The organism is Lacisediminihabitans profunda, from assembly GCF_008040105.1.
GTDB classification, from domain to species: Bacteria; Actinomycetota; Actinomycetes; order Actinomycetales; family Microbacteriaceae; genus Lacisediminihabitans; species Lacisediminihabitans profunda.
On record NZ_VRMG01000011.1, the window covers coordinates 112,569 to 130,526 of the forward strand.

General features: G+C 66.2%; 15 protein-coding genes. 10 read left to right on the top strand and 5 right to left on the bottom strand.

The window, feature by feature from the left end:
- Nucleotides 1-25: 25 nt before the first annotated feature.
- The gene (locus FVP33_RS16575; RefSeq protein WP_147784799.1) at nucleotides 26-1,861 is read right to left on the bottom strand and encodes a hypothetical protein; all 1,836 of its coding nucleotides are present in this window, start codon (nucleotides 1,859-1,861) and stop codon (nucleotides 26-28) included.
- A gap of 164 nt (nucleotides 1,862-2,025) precedes the next feature.
- Between FVP33_RS16575 and FVP33_RS16580 the strand changes: the two genes are divergently transcribed.
- The 5 genes from FVP33_RS16580 to FVP33_RS16600 are packed head-to-tail and all read left to right on the top strand — an operon-like array spanning nucleotide 2,026 to nucleotide 6,700.
- Nucleotides 2,026-2,799: a sugar phosphate nucleotidyltransferase gene (locus FVP33_RS16580; RefSeq protein ID WP_222706775.1), complete on the top strand. Its 774-nt coding sequence runs from the start codon at nucleotides 2,026-2,028 to the stop codon at nucleotides 2,797-2,799.
- 26 nt (nucleotides 2,800-2,825) lie between these two features.
- A complete protein-coding gene (locus tag FVP33_RS16585; protein ID WP_147784801.1) occupies nucleotides 2,826-3,908 on the top strand; it encodes an NAD-dependent epimerase/dehydratase family protein in 1,083 nt (360 codons plus the stop codon).
- A complete protein-coding gene (locus tag FVP33_RS16590) occupies nucleotides 3,905-5,233 on the top strand; it encodes a UDP-glucose dehydrogenase family protein (protein WP_187270771.1) in 1,329 nt (442 codons plus the stop codon). The genes FVP33_RS16585 and FVP33_RS16590 overlap by 4 nt, the downstream gene beginning before the upstream one ends.
- Nucleotides 5,230-5,781 (top strand): dTDP-4-dehydrorhamnose 3,5-epimerase family protein, encoded by a 552-nt coding sequence (locus FVP33_RS16595; RefSeq protein WP_147784803.1) that lies wholly within the window; start codon nucleotides 5,230-5,232, stop codon nucleotides 5,779-5,781. Before FVP33_RS16590 ends, FVP33_RS16595 begins: the two co-directional genes overlap by 4 nt.
- A gap of 4 nt (nucleotides 5,782-5,785) precedes the next feature.
- Nucleotides 5,786-6,700: an NAD-dependent epimerase/dehydratase family protein gene (locus FVP33_RS16600; protein ID WP_187270772.1), complete on the top strand. Its 915-nt coding sequence runs from the start codon at nucleotides 5,786-5,788 to the stop codon at nucleotides 6,698-6,700.
- Between the two features lie 22 nt (nucleotides 6,701-6,722).
- Here FVP33_RS16600 and manA read toward each other — a convergent pair whose 3' ends face one another.
- Nucleotides 6,723-7,901, bottom strand: coding sequence for a mannose-6-phosphate isomerase, class I (gene manA / locus FVP33_RS16605; RefSeq protein ID WP_147784805.1), 1,179 nt, complete (start codon nucleotides 7,899-7,901; stop codon nucleotides 6,723-6,725).
- Nucleotides 7,902-8,037: 136 nt separating this feature from the next.
- Between manA and FVP33_RS16610 the strand changes: the two genes are divergently transcribed.
- The 4 genes from FVP33_RS16610 to FVP33_RS16625 are packed head-to-tail and all read left to right on the top strand — an operon-like array spanning nucleotide 8,038 to nucleotide 12,420.
- Nucleotides 8,038-9,261 carry an acyl-CoA dehydrogenase family protein gene (locus FVP33_RS16610; protein ID WP_147784806.1) on the top strand — a complete coding sequence of 408 codons (1,224 nt, stop codon included), beginning with the start codon at nucleotides 8,038-8,040 and terminating at the stop codon, nucleotides 9,259-9,261.
- A 58-nt stretch (nucleotides 9,262-9,319) separates the two neighbouring features.
- The gene (locus FVP33_RS16615; protein WP_147784807.1) at nucleotides 9,320-9,754 is read left to right on the top strand and encodes a hypothetical protein; all 435 of its coding nucleotides are present in this window, start codon (nucleotides 9,320-9,322) and stop codon (nucleotides 9,752-9,754) included.
- A gap of 48 nt (nucleotides 9,755-9,802) precedes the next feature.
- Complete coding sequence (locus tag FVP33_RS16620; RefSeq protein ID WP_147784808.1) at nucleotides 9,803-11,116, top strand: O-antigen ligase family protein; 1,314 nt, start codon at nucleotides 9,803-9,805, stop codon at nucleotides 11,114-11,116.
- Nucleotides 11,113-12,420 carry an O-antigen ligase family protein gene (locus FVP33_RS16625; protein WP_147784809.1) on the top strand — a complete coding sequence of 436 codons (1,308 nt, stop codon included), beginning with the start codon at nucleotides 11,113-11,115 and terminating at the stop codon, nucleotides 12,418-12,420. Before FVP33_RS16620 ends, FVP33_RS16625 begins: the two co-directional genes overlap by 4 nt.
- Nucleotides 12,421-12,422: 2 nt before the next feature.
- Here FVP33_RS16625 and FVP33_RS16630 read toward each other — a convergent pair whose 3' ends face one another.
- Nucleotides 12,423-13,730, bottom strand: a complete 1,308-nt coding sequence (locus FVP33_RS16630) for a UDP-glucose dehydrogenase family protein (RefSeq protein WP_147784810.1) — start codon at nucleotides 13,728-13,730, stop codon at nucleotides 12,423-12,425.
- Between the two features lie 207 nt (nucleotides 13,731-13,937).
- A complete protein-coding gene (locus FVP33_RS16635; protein ID WP_147784811.1) occupies nucleotides 13,938-15,788 on the bottom strand; it encodes a DUF4012 domain-containing protein in 1,851 nt (616 codons plus the stop codon).
- A gap of 698 nt (nucleotides 15,789-16,486) precedes the next feature.
- On the opposite strand from FVP33_RS16635, the gene FVP33_RS16640 reads away from it, so the two are divergent.
- Nucleotides 16,487-17,730 (top strand): IS3 family transposase gene (locus tag FVP33_RS16640; protein WP_425460956.1). Its coding sequence is split into 2 segments (ribosomal slippage): nucleotides 16,487-16,772 and nucleotides 16,772-17,730, totalling 1,245 coding nucleotides; the frame shifts between segments, so codons are not numbered across the junction.
- Nucleotides 17,731-17,733: 3 nt separating this feature from the next.
- Here the strand turns inward: FVP33_RS16640 and FVP33_RS19805 are convergent.
- On the bottom strand, nucleotides 17,734-17,958 hold a 225-nt coding region (locus tag FVP33_RS19805; protein ID WP_222706776.1), incomplete at its 5' end, for a hypothetical protein.

The window sequence follows — 17,958 nt, forward strand, 5'->3', positions numbered from 1 at the left end:
CCTCGGTCGGTGGGCAGGCCCGGGGTTACGGGCGGGAGAGCTTCCAGATCGTCATCGAGAATTCCTTGTTCTTAGAAGGATGCACGGCGGCCTTCACGAAGTCCCCCGGGAAGCTGATGCCGCAGTCTTGGAGTGCTGAGACGGTCTGCTTCACGACCTGGCTTCCTGCCTTCGCGTTCCCCGGCTGAAGCACGAAGAGCTTCGTCGGCGCCTTGTGGTCAGCGCACGCGGCGGTGATCGAGCGGAACGATACCGGCCAGAACGTCTCGACCCACGGACTGGCGAACGGGCTGTTGTTGAACGTCAGGATGCCGCCCGGCGACGAGATCGCTATCGTCGGGGTGCTTCCCGCCTTCAACGACCGCGCCTGCGAGCTGATCCAGTCGGCCCATTCCGCCTCCTGCGCCGTCAGGAGCATCCCCTGCAGGTGGGTCGCGTTCGTCGGCGACTGCTGCAGCGCATAGGGCGCGGTGCGGTACGGATGGTTGACCACATCACCGCGAACCGCGATCGCCGACAGGAGCAGTAGGCAAACCAGGATCACCGGGGGCATCGTCGACAGCCCCGAGTGGCCCCTGAGCGCCAGCCGCTGGCCCAGGAACACCAGCAGGAATGCCAGCGCAACCGCCCAGATCGTGGATGAATAGAGCAACTGTCCGATGATGCCGTTGTTGGTGCCGACGGCGCCGGCGAACGGAGTCGCGATCACGACGATGCAGCCGAAGATCACGACCCATTTCGCCTGGGAGGTGAGTTCGCCCCCGCCACGAGAAACACCGAGCCACAGTGTCACGAGTATCAGCGCCGCGCTCCCCGTGAACAGGGTGAAGTAGCCGAGGTCCGCGAACGGCACGTTGGTGACCGGCCAGACGAACAGCGAAATGACGGTCAGCACTCCGAATATCCCCGCCGTTGCGGCCACCAGGCCCGCGGCCTGGCGGCTCACTCGGGCAGAAAGCAGCCCAAGCAGAAGCGAGACGAGCACGACGAAGAAGGTAATCGACAGGAGGATCGTGCGAACGGAGCCCGCGAACGAGAGTCCATAGGTCTTGAGAAGTTCGCCCACCGGATGGTCGTAGGCACTCCTCGCCGAGTCATCGAAGATCAGGGAGAGAAGGTTCTTGGCGTAGTCGAAGAACGGGAATCCCGACACAAGCAGCAAGAGCAGTCCCACAACGACTCCGACGGCCAGGGTGAGCACCCGCCGCGAAAACACGAGGGTCGGCCTCGAAATGAAGAGCGCCGCGATGACGAGGGCACCGAAGACGATCCCCGTGGTGATCTTGACCGCGACCAACAGCACGACGATCGCGCCGAGGCCAACCCAAATCGAAAGGACGATGCGCGGGCCGACAACGGGCTTGGCCGTGATTCGCGAAACCACGAGAAGCACGATCAGGCCTGCGCCCACCTGGGTGAGCCAGGAAGAAATCTCGTTATAGCCGAGGTAGCGGGGCGGATACGCCCAGGCCACGAACGTACCGATCTGGCTCACCGCGAGGATGAGCAGCCAGTTGGTCAGGCGCAGAGTCCAGCCGAGCGCGCTCGCCGTGCGATGAGCGACGACGAGAAGGAATGCCGAGACCAGGAAGTACCCGACCAGGCGAATGACACGGAAGGCGATGACGCTCTGCCCTGTCGCGACGAAGAGCGGATGCAACACGTGCTGGAAGCCCCACGCCTCGCCGACGGCGATCCGATTGCTCGAGATGAGGCTGTAGACCCACGCCTCATCCGTCCAGTCGAATCCTCGCGGGATTGCCCAGGCAAGCACGCCGTAGACGACGGCCACAAGCACGAGTGACGCGATCAGCCAGACGATCGAGAGGCGCGTGAACAAGCGGGTGTTGGGCTCCTGCATGGGAGATCAGGTCCTTTAGTCGGCGTTTCGCGGCCGCCCTATACTGGACCGTCGAGACTCATTCTCAGATCAGTGAAGTCACGACGCCGCTCGGAATCGATGCTAATCGATCACCTGACACGAGGCGCACAAGGGAACCGGTACATCAAGTGAATCCAGAAGACGTGCCCGTCTTTATTCTCGCGGGGGGCCTCGGGACTCGCTTCCGGGAGCAGACCCACTCGGTGCCGAAGCCGATGATCAACATCGACGGCAAGCCGATCATCTGGCACATCATGAGCAAGTACGCCTCGCATGGCTTCCGCAAATTCGTTGTCTGCGCCGGATACAAGGCAGAAGTCATCAAGGACTACTTCCTCAACTACCAGGAGATCAACTCCGACTTCACCGTCGACATGCGCGACAAGTCGGTGACCTTCCATTCGAAACAGGTGGAGGACTGGAGCGTCACCGTCGCGTTCACCGGCGCGGAGACGATGACTGGGTACCGCATCCACAACGCCACTGAACGCTTTCTTGGCGACGCTCCGGCCTTCGCGCTGACCTACGGTGACGGCCTGACCGACGTGGACCTCGCCGAGGAACTCAAATTCCACGAGGCGCACGGCAAGACCGGAACCGTCCTCGGCATCCACCCTCCTGCCCGGTTCGGCGAGATCCTGGCCAGCGAAGGCCTGGTCAGCACGTTTGCCGAGAAGAAGCCCCTCGCCGCCAGCTGGATCTCCGGTGGATTCTTCTTCTTCAATCGCGACTTCCGTTCCTATCTGCGCGATGAGGAAGACCTGGTTCTCGAGGAGTCGCCCCTGCGCAGTCTCGTGGACGACAAAAAACTCATGCTCTTCGAGCACGAAGGCTTCTGGGCCTGCATGGACACGCAGCGCGACCACGACCTGCTGGACAATCTCGCGCGCTCGGGCGATGCCCCGTGGCTGCGCTGACCCACCCCAAAACCGAGAGAGCAAACATGACACACACCTCGATGGCGTCTGACCTGCAGGACATCCATTCGCGATTCACCGCCAAGGACAAGCTCGACGGCAGCCACGTTCTGATCACGGGAGCGGGTGGCTTTCTCGGCTACTACCTCGTGCACTACCTGGTGGACTATGCGGACCGACTCGGGCTGAGGAGCGTCATCGCCGTCGATCCCGCCGCCGCCAACGACACGCACTGGCTCGCGGCGCTGGCTCGGGAGTCCGAGAGCCTGACCGTGGTCGCCGCGAGTGTCAACGACCTCGATCTCGGATCGGTGGTGCCCGACGGTGAGCCGCTCTTCATCGTGCACGCGGCCTCCATCGCCTCGCCCACGTTCTATCGCCAGTTCCCGATCGAGACGATCGACGCCAATATCTGGGGACTCCGACGGATGCTGGATGCGAGTCGCGAGATGAATCTCAAGGGATTCCTCTTCTTCTCGAGCAGCGAAATCTACGGCGACCCGGTGCCCGAAGCCATCCCGACCAACGAGGAGTACCTGGGCAACGTCTCGTGCACCGGGCCGAGGGCCTGCTACGACGAGTCCAAGCGCTTCGGCGAGACCATCGCCTGGGTCTACGCGCAGCAATTCGGCATGCCGATCACCATCGCCCGGCCGTTCAACAACTACGGCCCCGGCATGAGCCCGGCCGACAAGAGGCTCCCGGCGGACCTGGCCAGCCGCGTGCTTGCCGGGGACGACATCGAGATCTTCTCGTCGGGCGCGCCGACGCGCACCTTCTGCTACGTCTCGGATGCGGTGGTCGGTTACCTGCAGTGCCTCACCTACGGCAAATACGACTACTTCAACATCGGCAACGACACCCCGGAACTCTCGGTTCTCGAATTCGCGGAGATCTTCCGCAGCGCAGCCGCAGACGTGCTCGGGTATACCGGCGCCGTGGTGATGGCGTCGAACGATGACCCGGAGTACCTGACCCATAATCCTCAGCGACGCTGCCCGGACCTGACGAAGGCCAAGTCCCTGCTCGGCTACACGACCACGGTCGATGTGGAGAGCGGCGTGCGACGCTACCTCGAGTACCTGAAGGAAACGGCGGTCTTCGCGTGAAGGTCGCCATCATCGGCACCGGCTACGTCGGGCTGGTCACCGGGGTCGGTCTGGCCAGCGTCGGACACTCGGTCACCTGCCTGGACATGCGGGAGAGCGTCGTCGAATCGCTGACCGCCGGCATCCCGCCCATCTTCGAGCAGGGCCTGGAGGAACTCCTGGCCCAGCTGCTCGAATCCGGTTCGATCTCGTTCTCGCTGCCCGACGTCGACCGGCTCGCCGAGGCCGACATCATCATGATTGCGGTGGGAACACCGTCCAGGGACGGCGACATCGACCTCAGCCAGATTCGGAGCGCTGCCGAGCTGGCCGGCCGCGCCGTGGCGGCCGCGGATCATCCCATCGCCGTGGTCGTGAAGAGCACGGTGGTGCCCGGCACGACCAAGGGGCTGGTTCTCGACACCATCGCCGCCTCGGGGGCCGATCGAGAATCGTTCGGAATCGGGATGAACCCCGAGTTCCTGAGGGAGGGCAGCGCGCTCGTCGACTTCAACAGTCCCGACCGCATCGTCATCGGCTTCGAGGACGATCTCGCCCGCGACCGACTGCGCGAACTGTACGCCGATTTTTCCTGCCCGAAGCTCGAGGTGAACACTCAGACCGCGGAACTCACGAAGTACGCGAACAACCTGTACCTCGCGCTCCAGATTTCCGCGGCGAACGAGATCGCCAACGTCGCGGCGCGAGTCGGCGGAATCGATCCGCTCGACGTCGTCGAGGGCGTGCTCAGCGACCATCGCTGGAGCGGCGGCGATGGCGTCGCCGGCGCGCATCCGATCGCCAAGTACCTGATTCCCGGTCCCGGCTTCGGCGGCAGCTGCTTCCCCAAGGATGTGGAGGCTTTCCGCGAGTTCGGATTGACGCTCGAGCTCCCGATGCAGATGTCCTCTGCCATCCTCGAGGTGAACGGCGCCCAGCCCGGATTCAGTCTGGACTCGATGACCGAGGGTTTGCCGCCCCTCGACGGGAAGCGTGTGCTCGTGCTCGGCCTCTCCTTCAAGCCCCAGACCGACGACGTGCGGGAGACACCCGCCCTCGGCATGATCCGGGCGCTCAGGGCAGCCGGGGCCACCACCCTGGCCCACGATCCACTCGCCATGGACGCCTACGCGAGAATCGATGGCGGCGAAGTCGAGTTCGTGGTCGATTGGCGGGCAACGGTTGCCACGGTCGACGCGGTGCTCGTGGTGACCCCGTGGGCCGACTACCGCGGGATCGGCGACCTGCTCTCGGGCGACCAGGTGCTGCTCGATCCGCGGCGATCCGTCGACCCGGCTGGCCTGGCTGCCGGCGTCGTCTACCGATCCATCGGGGTGAAGAAGTGACCGTCGTCGAGAAGACACCGATCGAGGGTTGCTTCACGCTTGATTTTCCTCGGATGGAAGACGAGCGGGGATGGTTCCAGCGCGGGTTCAGCTCGGCGGAGCTCGAGGCGGCCGGCGTGTCGTTCGAGATGAGCCAGGCGAACGTCGCGTTCACCCGACTCGCCGGAACGACGCGCGGGATGCATTACCAGCGCGCGCCGCACGGCGAACAGAAGCTCCTGAGGTGCGTCGCGGGGGCCGTCTTCGACGTCGTCGTCGACCTGCGGGAAGACAGCCCGACGTACCTGAGCTGGTTCGGGGTTGAGCTGAGCGAGGAGAACGGCCTGGCGATCCTGGTGCCCCGCGGGTGCGCCCATGGCTACATGGCGGTTCGGGACAACTCCCAGGTGGTCTACTTCGCCGACCAGAACTATGAGCCGTCGGCCGAGGGTGTGCTGGCCGCCGCGAACGTGCACGTGGGGGTGGCCTGGCCGATCCCGATCGCGCACCAGAGCGCCAAGGATGCCGCGGTGGACCCCGCCGAACTTCCGTCCCCCTCGGGATACTGACTCCGTGCGCATTCTCTTGACGGGGGCCTCATCCTTCACGGGGTCCGTCCTCGCGAACGGCCTGGTGGCGGCCGGCCACGAGGTACACGCGGCACTGCGCGGCCCGGATGGCGGGTACGACGGAGTCCGGGGAAACCGGGTCGCCTCGCTCTCCACGAAGGTCACGGCCCACTTCGGGGTGTCCCACGCGACGGGGAGCCTCGCGAGACTGATCGCCGAGGTGCGACCTCACGCGCTCCTCGTGCACGCGCATCCGATGGACGGCTTCAAGAATGCCGACTACCCGTTGCTCGCGGCGGTCGGGGAGATGTCCGATCGGATTCCGGAGCAGATGGATGCGCTTGTGGACGGCGGCGGCACGCACGTGGTGTACTCCGGCAGCTACTACGAACCGTCGTCCGGCCTCGGAACGTTCCGGCACGCGGCGGTGTCGCCGTACGGTCTCTCCAAGGCGATGGTCTACGAACTCTTCCGGCTCCATGCCGAGCAGCGCGGGCTGGGAATGCGCAAGTTCGTGATTCCGAACCCGTTCGGCCCGGGTGAGGACGGCCGGTTCGGCAACTACCTGGCACGGGTCTGGGCGGAGGGCGACGTGCCCGTCATCCAGACTCCGAACTACGTTCGCGACAACATCCCCGTGCAGGAATTGGTCGCGCGCTACGTTCGATACGTCGCCCACCTCGACGTCGCGCCGCCGGAACTCCGGCCGAGCGGCTACATCGAAACGCAGGGCGAGTTCGCCCGTCGAATGGCTCGCGAGATCGGCGCCAGGCTCGGGCGCCGGCTCGACGTCGACCAGCGCGAAGACGCGCCGCATCCCGAACCGCTGGTCATCGCGAACGACGGAAGTCGCTCGGCCGAGTTCGGCGAACTCGAGTCCGCGTACTGGGACGCCTATGCCGAGGGCTTCTTCTCCTGACCGACCGTCGGGAGGGGCGGCCCTACGACCCCGTGGTGGCCAGGAACACCGTTCCACCGCCGGAGAGGTGCAGCGAGCCCTCGTCGGGCGTCACGTAGGCCGCGGAGCCGCGCGCGAGGGCACTCGACGAGGAGGCTCCGGTGATGGTCACCGCACCCGAGGTGCAGAGGGCGATCGCCGGGCCGGTGATGGCGACCGTCGCATCCGCGTCCACCCGGTAGAGCACGAAGTCCGGCACTCGAGGCCGGAACACCGAGACGCCGGGCGCGGGGGTCTCGGCCGTGAGATACGGCACGGGTACCGGGGTGAAGTCGAGCACGCCGAGCAACTCGGGCACGTCGATGTGCTTGGGCGTGAGCCCCCCGCGCAGCACGTTGTCCGAGGCGGCCATCAGTTCGACGCCGAGCCCGCCGAGGTAGGCGTGGATGTTTCCGGCCGGCAGGTAGAGCGCCTCCCCCGGGGTGAGCGTCACGTGGTTGAGCAGCAGGGAGATCACGATGCCGGGGTCGCCCGGGTACTCGGCGGCGAGCGCGCGCGCCACCGCGAGCTCGGGCACGGTGTCGGCGAGTGTGCTGACGAGGGCGACCAGGGTGGGCACGCCCGGTCCCCGGGTGATGAGCCATTCGAAGGTCTCGCGCAGCCCGGTCGACAGGGAGTCGAGCAGGTCCTCGATCGGCTGCGGCTGCGGGTCCTCGAGCGCGTCCGCCGCGGCGAGAAGGCCGGTGACGAGCTCCCGCACCTCCTTCAGCGGGCGGAATCCGCAGAGCGCGTCGAAGGTGGGGCTGAGCGCGAAGATCAATTCCGGCTTCGGATGCGCGTCCTTGTAGTTGCGGTGCGGGGCGTCGAGCGGCACCCCGAGCGCGTTCTCGCGCGCGAATCCGGCGGCCGCCTGCGACGGGGTGGGATGCGCCTGCAGCGACAGCGGGGACGCCGCGGCCAGGATCTTGAGCAGGAACGGCAGCCGGCCGGATGCCGCGAAGGGTCCGAGCGCGGTCTGCGGGTCGGCCGCGATCCAGGCCGCGAGATCGGTCGCGCCGCCGGTCTGCGTCGGGTCGAGGATCACGCTCGGCGAGCCGGGATGCGCGCCCAGCCACAGTTCGGCCTCCGGTTCGCCGGACGGCTCCCGTCCGAGAAGCTCGGCGATCGCCGTGGTCGACCCCCAGGCGTACGGTCGGGGCGTATTGGTGATGCCTACAAACATCGGCGGTGTCCTTCAAGTCTCGGTTAGACAAAAGTACCAACCGCTTGGAGAACATGCAGCCACCCCGAATAGCCTCGAGGCGGGTCACGCACCACGACACCTCGACTCCCCCACACCCCAACGCACTGGAGCCTTCATGACGTCTCTCCTCGAAACCAGCCAGCTGCCCGACGAGGCACTCCCGTTCCAGACTCTGCCGAGTGACTTCTACGGCTTCGAGAACGGCCTCACCGACCGCGAGAAGCAACTGATCATGGAGCTGCGCACCTACCTCGAGGCCGAGGTGCGTCCCATCGTCAACGACCTGTGGGCGAAGGCGGAGTTCTTCCCGCGCAGCGTTGTGACCAGGCTCGCCGAGCTCGGCCTGTTCGGCCAGCCCTGGGAGGAGACCCGCCAATTCGAGAACTCGGCGGTGTTCCGCGGCTGGGTCGCCCTCGAGCTTGCTCGCGTCGACGCGAGCCTCGCCACCCTCGTCGGAATGCAGAACGGGCTCGTGATGGGCTCGATCGCCGTCGCCGGCTCCCCGGAGCAGCGCGCGGAGTGGCTGCCGCGGTTCGCCTCGGGCGAGCTGCTCGGGGCGTTCGCGCTCACCGAGCCGCTCTCCGGTTCGGATGCCGCCCAGGGCCTGCGCACCGTCGCCCGGCGCGACGGCGACACCTGGGTGATCAACGGCGCCAAGCGCTGGATCGGCAACGGCTCGATCAGCGACGTCACGATCGTGTGGGCCAAGGATGCCGACGACGGCCAGGTGAAGGGCTTCATCGTTCCGACCTCCACCCCCGGCTATGTCGGCACCCGCATCGAGAACAAGCAGGCTCTGCGCATCGTGCAGAACGCGGACATCACCCTCGACAACGTGGTGGTGCCGGAGGCGAACCGCCTGCAGGGCTCCCGGTCGTTCCGCGAGACCGCCGCCGTGCTGCGCCTCACCCGCGCCGAGGTCGCCTGGGCGGCCGTGGGCAACTCCGTCGGCGCCTACGAGGCGGCGGTGCAGTACGCCGGCGAGCGCACCCAGTTCGGCAAGCCGATCAGCAGCCACCAGCTCATCCAGGAGTTGCTCGCCAAGAGCCTCGGCAACATCACCTCGTCGATCGGCCTCGTCACCCGGGTCTCCCAGATGCTCGACGAGGGCACGCAGGGCGACGAGCACTCCGCCCTGGCCAAGGAGTTCACCACGAGCCGGATGCGGGAGACCGTGGCCTGGTGCCGCGAACTCTTCGGCGGCAACGGCATCGTTCTCGACTACGACGTGATCCGCTACTTCGCGGATGCCGAGGCCATCTACTCCTACGAGGGCACCCGCGAGATGAACACCCTCATCGTCGGCCGCGCCATCACCGGTCGCGCCGCGTTCGTCTAGGTCCCGGTCGGCCGCCGAGGCCCCGGTCATCGGCACGCGGCGGTCGTACCATGGAGGCGTGAGGAAGCGAATCGGATTCGCCTTTGCGGTGCTCGCGAGCGTCGCCCTCGCGGCATGCGCGCCGGTCGCCGGCGGCGGGCCCGCCGAGAGTCCAACGCCGAGCGGCGCCCCGTCCTCGCTCACCCCGCGGCCGCTCGACACCGGCCAGCTGCCACTCAATAGCCAGGACCCGGATGCCGCGACCGTCGACGGCTACAGCGCCCGGCAGGTCTGGGACCTCTGCGTCGCGACGCTGCGCCAGGCCTACCCGGGGCAGGGTCTCGATGAGAGGTTCGAGGCGTCCGCGATCACCGTCCTGGACTCCGCGACCGCGCCACACAACGCCAGGCTCCAGGTGACCGTGAAGCGGTCGAGCGAATCCCCTCCCCTGCGCTGCTTCGTGGCCGGCGCGGCGTCATCCCCCGCCGTGGTGGGCACCTCCAACTCCGGCTGACCGTCCGCCTCCGCTCCTCTTCAGCGGCGAGCGCCTAACCTGTTCCCTATGGAACAACTCGATAGTCGCGGATTCCGTCTCGGGTTCGCCGGCTTCGTGCTGTTCACCGGGCTCGCCGGTGACTTCTGGCGCAACTCCCTCTCCTGGTACGGCTACGGGGCGATCGTCGCGGTGATCGTGGCGATCTCGATCGTGCTCCTCGTGCGCAACCGAGCCAGACTCCGCCTCAGCGGTCTGCCGTACACGCTGCTCGCCTTCCTGCTGGTCACCACGGTCTCCATCGCCTGGTCGTTCTACCCGCTGTACAGCGCCCTCGGCGCGACCGTGCAGCTCGTGACCACGGCCGCCGCCGTCTCGATCGTGATCACCCTCAGCTGGACGCAGCTGCTCACGGTTCTGGGCTGGGTCTTCCGCGCCGTCCTCGGTCTCTCGTTCCTGTTCGAGTTCGTCGTGTCGGCGTTCATCCGGCACCCGATCTACCCCATCTGGATCGCCCCGGAGGCGCACCCGGCGGCGCTGCTCTACTGGTCTCGCAACCTGCTCTTCGTGAGCGGCAAGATCCAGGGCATCCTCGGCAACTCGAGCCTGCTCGGCATGGCGGCCCTGCTCGGTCTCATCGTGTTCGCGATCCAGCTCGCCTCGCGCCGGGTGGGGCGCGGTTGGGGCTGGTTCTGGATCGGTGTGGCCGTGCTCACGATCGGCCTCACCCGATCCGCCACCATCTTCGTGGGAGTTCTCGTCGTGGCCGTCGTCGCCGTGGCGGCGCTCGTGGTTCGCCGGGCCAGGTCCCGCCGGCTCGCCTATGCGGGCGTGGGCGTCGGCGTGCTGGTGCTCGCGGCGGTGGGCTTCCTGCTGCGCAACCCGATCCTCGGTGTGCTCGGCAAGAGCGACACCCTCACCGGCCGGCAGGGCATCTGGGACAAGGTGATCGGACTGGCCACCGAACGACCAGCCTTCGGCTGGGGCTGGTTGAGCTACTGGATTCCGTGGATTGCCCCCTTCAAGGGACTCATCAGGCGCGGCGGGGTCGCCGTCGCTCACGCGCACAACGCCTGGCTCGACGTGTGGCTGCAGGTGGGCATCGTAGGCCTCGTCGTGTTCGCCGCCCTCGTGCTCGCCACCCTGCTGCGCTCGTGGATCATGGCCACCGACGGCATCATCACCAAGCCGGGCGAACCGGGCCGGCTCACCTGGGTGGCTCTGCTGCCGATCCTCATGCTCGCGGCGCAGCTCGTGCAGAGCGTTGCCGAGAGCCGAATTCTGCTCGAGGGCGGCTGGATGCTGCTGGTGATCTGGGCGGTCAAGACCAAGCTGACCCCGCTGGCCGCCGAGCCGTCGATCGCGGAACGCGAGACGACATGACGCAGGTTCCCCCACCACACCAGATTCTCGCCGCCGGCAAGAACTTCTTCGGCTCGCCGCGGTTCGCGGCCGCGCTCACCCTCACGATCATCGGCAGCGAGCTCGGCGCCCTCTTCCTGCAGCAGCTCATCGGCTGGGCCGGGTTGCTCGGCATCCTCGCCGTGCAGGTGCTGTTCGCATCGCTGTCGATCCTGGCCAGACGGGAGGGAATCGAGTGGCACGGCATCCTGCCCATCTCCCTTCTCGTGTTTGTGGGCTGGGCGGCCCTCTCGGTGTTCTGGAGCGAGTACCAGTGGGCCACCTTAGGCAGCGTCGTCTACCTCGGCGCCACGACGATGCTCGGCATCTATGTCGCGCTCAATCGCGACACGATCCAGATCGCGCGGGCGTTCGGTGACGTTCTGCGCGTCGCCCTCGTGCTCTCGTTCGCTCTCGAAATCTTCTCGGGTGTGCTCATCGACGCGCCGATCCGCTTTCTGGGCATCCAGGGCAACCTCGCCGAATTCGGGCCCATCCAGGGCATCTTCGGCACCCGCAACCAGCTCGGCGTGATCGCCCTCATAGCGATCGTCACCTTTGGCACCGAGTTGCGCACCCAGTCCGTGCGGCGGGGGGTATCGATCGGTTCGCTCGTGCTCGCCGGACTCCTCCTGCTGCTCACCCGCTCCCCGATCGCATTCGGCAGTTTCATCATCGTGCTGGTCGCGGCCCTCGCACTCTTCGGCCTGCGCCGGGTGCCCGCCGAGAGCAAACGGTTCTGGCAGATCGGCCTGCTCGCCGCGACCATCACCGTTGCCGCCGTCGCCTGGGCGGCCCGCACGCCCATCATCAACGCGCTCAGCGCGAGCAACGAGCTCAACAAGAGGCTGGCGCTCTGGCGGCCGATGCGCACCCTCATCCCGGCGCACGAGCTCGAGGGCTGGGGCTGGGTGGGCCACTGGCGGCACGACGTCCCACCCTTCCAGATCTTCCCCAACTACTTCGACCGCACACCCACCTCGGGCCTGAATGCCTACCTCGACGTGTGGTTCCAGCTCGGCCTGATCGGCCTGTTCGCCTTCGTCGGCCTCGTCGGCCTCACCTTCATCCGCTCCTGGCTGCTCGCCTCCCGCCAGCGCAGCTTCGTCTACGCCTGGCCAGCCCTCGTGCTCGTGGCGCTTCTCACCACCGCCCTCGCCGAGAGCTCCCTGCTCGTGGAGTTCGGCTGGCTCACCTTCGTGGTCTGTTGCGTGAAGGCCGCGCGGGAACTCAGCTGGCGCAAGGCCTTTGCCGCGACCGGGCCGCCCCGGCCCGTCGAAGAGTAGCCCTACGGACGACCCAGCCCGAGGTAGGTCCAGCCCGCCGCACGCCAGGCTGCGGCGTCGAGCTTGTTTCGTCCGTCGATGATGGTCCGATTGCGCACCAGGCCCGCAGCCCACACGGGGTCGATGCCGGCGAACTCCGGCCACTCGGTGACGAGCACCACGGCATCCGCATCCCTCAGCGTTTCCGCGATATCGGCGGAGTAGGAGATTTGAGGGTGCCGTGCCCGTGAGTTCTCGATGGCCTGCGGATCCGTCGCGATGACGTTCGCCCCGAGCCCACGCAACTTCACGGCGACGTCGAGGGCCGGTGAGTCGCGCACGTCGTCGGAATGCGGCTTGAAGGCGAGGCCGAGCACCGCGACCTTCTTCTCGTTCACCACCGAACCGAGGGCGTCGACGGTGAGATCGACGACTCTCTGGCGCCGCCTCAGGTTGATCTGGTCCACCTCCTTCAGGAACGCGACGGACTCGCCCCGGCCAAGCTCCTCCGCGCGCGCGGTGAAGGCGCGGATGTCCTTGGGGAGGCATCCGCCACCGAACCCCACCCCCGCGTTCAGAAAGCGACGGCCGATGCGGCTGTCGTAGCCGATGGCGTCGGCGAGCTGGGTGACGTCGGCCCCGGTGACTTCGGCGATCTCGGCCATGGCGTTGATGAACGAGATCTTGGTGGCGAGAAAGGCGTTGGCCGCGACCTTGACGAGTTCGGCGGTCGCATAGTCGGTGACGACGACCGGAGTGCCCGCAGCGATCGCGGTGGCGTACACCTCGTTCAACGCGACGACCGCGGTGTCGTCTCCGGAGGCCACGCCGTAGACCAGGCGGTCCGGCGACATGGTGTCGAGCACCGCGAATCCTTCGCGCAGGAACTCGGGGTTCCAGGCGAGCACCGCTCCGGTTCCGGATGCCTCGAGCACGCCGGCGAGGCGGGTCGCGGACCCGACCGGCACGGTGCTCTTACCCACCACGATGTCTCCGGGAGCGAGGTGGGGCAGGAGGGCGTCAATGGCGGAGTCGACGTACGTCATGTCCGCCGCGTTGCTTCCGTCGCGCTGCGGCGTGCCGACGGCAACAAAATGCACGCGCGAACCCGCGACCTCGGCGATGTCCGTGCTGAAGCGCAGGCGGCCGGTTGCCAGTGCCGAGCTGAGGATCTCGGGCAGGCCCGGCTCGAAGAACGGGGGTCGGCCCTCCGTGAGCTGCGCGATCTTCGCGGCATCCACGTCGATGCCCACGACGTGATGCCCGAGTTCGACCATCGCCACGGCATGTACCGCTCCGAGATACCCGCATCCGATGACCGAGATCTTCATGTGTCCCTCCATACATTCCGGCGGCCGAAATGGCGCAACTGCAGACAGTCAAGCAGACGGGCGTGTCAGCCGAGTCGCGCCGGAGACGGAGCGTTCTCAGTTTCCATGATCAGCTGCGCGTGGTCCTTTGCGTGAAGGCTGTCCGGGAGCTCAGCGGGCGCAAGGCCCTTGCCGCGACGGGCGGCCCGCACCAAGTGAGTAGGAGTCTTATTTGCCCGTGACTGTCGCGCAGTCGAGCGGCGGGCGATCAACCGTCGCGGCATGCACCATCGGGGTGACAATCGCGTCGAGTGCCTTCGTGCCCGCCTGGGCCGCCACGATGTCCACCGTGATCTTGACCGTGGCACCGGCAGTCACCGAGACCCGCAGCTTCGCAACCGGGTAGGCCTCGTCGTGTTGGGGATCGAGGCTCACCGCCGCGCCGTTCACCGTCGCGCCGGCGAACTGGGTGCCGGGCGGGGCGTAGACGAACACGAACATGCGCTGCACGCCCGGCTTGACCTTCTCGGCCTTCCAGTCGCCCAGAATCGACGGCGAGAGCGCTTTCGCTGCGTTTGCCGGCACGGTGCTTGTGAGGTCCGCGCCCACCCGATAGGTCTGGCGCCCGTCGGTGCGGCAGACGCCCTGCTGCAGGTGAACGGCCTGACCCAGGTAATAGTTGAGCTTGGACCCGACGTTGTCTTCGAAGTACACGCCCACGCGGTCGGTCTTCGCGTCGCTCACCGGCAGGTCGCCGGTGAAGCCGCCCTTCTCGAGTTCGGCCTGCTCTGCCGGCTTGGCGCTCCAGATGAGCAGGCGACGCTCCGCGGTGCTCTGCATGATGGCCCCGAGCAGCAGCTTCGGGTCGAGCGGACCTCCGGAGAGTTTCGCGAACGTGGCCGCGACGGCCTCTCCGTAGATCACGTCCTGCGACGCGTTGTCCTTCACATCGTGCCCGGTGTTGAACCGCTGGTACAGCCCGTTGAGCAGCAACGGAACCAGCGAGTCGCTGGTGAGGATGTCGCCCGAGCTGAGCGTGATGGGCGTTGTGGCTCGCAGAATGTAGCTGAGCGCCACGGGGTCGATGGAGATGACGCCGTCGACCTCGGTGCCGAACTGTCTCTTCCACATTTCGAAGGTCACCTGCGCGGCCGTCGCAAACTTCGGCCGCACGGTCGCATTGGGGATGAATGTTCCGAATGTGCCCTCATACAGGCTCTGCAGCCCATCAGGCACGGGGATCACCGAGTCCGGGTAGTGAGCGAAATGGTCAAAACCCGCACTCACCGTGCTCGCGAGCGTGATCTTGCCCTTGTCCATCGTGACGAGGGCGAACGAAAGCGCCGTGCCCCCGAGGGGCCGCGATTCCGCGTTGTTCTGGAACATCACCACGTAGTTGCGCGGCTTCTCCGAGCCCATGGCTGGTGCGATGAACGGAAGGACCTCATTCGCCGTGTCGATCAGGGGCGACACCCCGCCGAGCAGCCCCACCAGTTTCAGCTTTGCGGCACCGAGGGCCGCGACGGTGCCCGAGGTATCGATGCCGTCGAGAGTGACCGTCGCCGCGTGGATGCCGGCCTTCGCCTGGGCCACGGCGGGCACGGCTGCGGTGAGCGGGGCCAGATTGATGGCGCCGTCGACCGGGGCGAACGACTTGAGACTCAGCGTGGAGGCGACCTTTACCAGAGGGGCTACCGCATCCACCACCACCGTGTCGGTGGCAGCGGCAAGCTGGCGCACCACGGTGAGATTCTTGCCGGCGACGGGGATTGACTCCGCCGCCTGCCACACCGGATCGCTGGTGAGGTCGCGAGCCTTGGCGGCGTGCACCTCGATCTTGGCCATGGTCTTGCGGAGCCCGGAGAATTTCTGGGCGGCCAGGTCGGCCTTCAACTGGCCGACCTGGGTCTGGGCCGCCTCGAGCTCCGACTTGGCGGCGAGGGCCCGCGTGCCGATCCACGCCGTAGTGCCAATCAGAAGGAGTACGACCGCAATGATGAGCCAAAACCACCAGCGTTTGAGAAGGTTTCTGGCGGCGTGCGTGTGTCGTGGCCCAAAGCCGTGGGCGGTGATGGCCATGGGGCTATTCAATCAGACGAATTAGAATCGAACGCTTCTCAGGACCGCCTTGGGGCTTAGTCGACTCAGAGAATCAGTTGTTCACGCGGCCGTGAAGGCCACGCCGATTGTGTCAACGCGATCGGGTGACCTTACCGAGACGGCGCTACACGAGGTGGTTCGCTAGATCGTGGTCGCGACGCGCTGTTCTTCATACGTCGCCGACTATTGCGGTGTTGGGACGCCGAAGGCGTGTCACTCGGCACGGTGGTGGCTCCCGTGACTAAACGAACCAACTCTCTCGCGGACATAGAACAGCAGGCATAGCTGCCGCCCATCGACCCCCTTGTTCGGACGAGCGGTCGAATAGAGCCCTGGAGCCGCCATGCGCAAACCCTGTCGGAACACGGCACGTGTTCGCTCCGGGAAAAGGTAGCCCGAGCGTCCCCGCGAGCGCAACGGCAGCCGGCTGGCGAGTGCATGACCCCTCGATCACACGATTGTGGCAAACGGCACGTCGGTCACGATCACACTCCTCGACCCGACTGTTGTCGCACTCGGGCGGAGTCATACGGTGAAGAATCAACGCATCCGCCTGCGCTGTTGTCTCCGCTGGAACGTCGAAGATACTCGACGGTGCTGCGTCGCAGTCCCTCGCACAGCGGGCGAAAGCCACGTATGTGATTCGGCCTGGGTTTAGTTCCGTCTTTTGATCAAGGATGGAACTGATGGCTAGATATACGACTGAGATGCGTGAGCGGGCTCTGAGGATGCTCGGTGAGGCGCGGGTGGATCACCCGAATCAGATGACGGCGATCCGGCATGTGGCAAGTCTGCTGGGGATGAGTCCCGAGACGTTGCGGGTGTGGCAGCGCCGTTACGAGGTCGACGCGGGCGCAAGGCCCGGCGTCACGTCGGACATGGTCGAGGAGAACCGGCGGCTCAAGCGCGAAAACGCCGAGCTGAAACGGGCGAACGAAATCCTCAAGGCCGCGAGCGTGTTTTTCGCCAAGGAACTCGACCGCCCCACGACGAAATGATTCGCTTCATCGATCAGATGAGGGACCGCTTCGGGGTCGAGGCCATCTGCCGGGTGCTGCGTCCGGCAGTTCGTGGGTTTCTGACCTCCCGCGGGTATCGTGCGGCCAAGGGCCGGCCCGCTTCGGCACGTCAACTGCGTGATGAGTTGCTCGTCCCGGAAGTCGCTCGTCTGCACGCGGAGAACTACGGCGTCTACGGGCGTCGCAAGATGCATGCCCTGCTGAAACGGCAGGGCTGGAATGTCGGGCGGGATCAGACGGAACGGCTGATGCGTCTCGCGTCTGTTCAGGGAGTGAGGCGCTCGAAGCGAGTATTCACAACGAGACGAGATCCCGCTTCGGTGCTGCCTGCCGATCTCGTGCAACGGCGCTTCACCGCTGTTGGTCCGCGCCGGCTCTGGGTTGCTGACGTGACGTATGTTGCCACGTGGTCTGGGTTCGCTTACGTCGCATTCGTCACCGACGTGTACTCCAGGCGGATCGTCGGTTGGAACGTCGCGGCGACGTTGAAGGCCGACATCCTCCCGCTTCGCGCACTCGACATGGCCGCCTGGGGCGCCGGCGGGAAACTCGACGGGCTGACACATCATTCCGATCACGGCTCGAACTACATGGCCCTCGTCTACACCGATCGGATCGTCGAGCTTGGGGCGACGCCCTCCACCGGGACCGTCGGCGACAGCTTCGATAATGCCTTGGCTGAGGCGGTGAACGGGCTCTACAAAACTGAACTCATCCGCCGACAAGGGCCTTGGCGAACGGTCGAGCAGGTCGAACTCGCGACGCTGGAATATGTGTGGTGGTGGAACAACCAACGCCTCCACGGCGAACTCGCCCTGCGCACCCCGATCGAGGTCGAGGAAGAGTATTACGCTGACCAAGAATCGTCCCAGCCGGCACCCGCCAGACAGGGAAGCAACTAGGAACTAAACCCAGGCCGAATCAATGGCTTGGTCGTGAGAAACCCATGCGAGGGGATCCGACTTCCCCGAATTGTCAAAAAGGAGCGTGGCTACCTGTCCCACGACCAAGTCGCGAAACTCGCCACTTCTGTTGGGGACCAGGGCGATGTCGTGTTGCTGCTCGCGTACACAGGAATCCGCTGGGGTGAGCTCGCTGCCCTGAAAGTTGAGCGCGTAGATTCCGTGCGG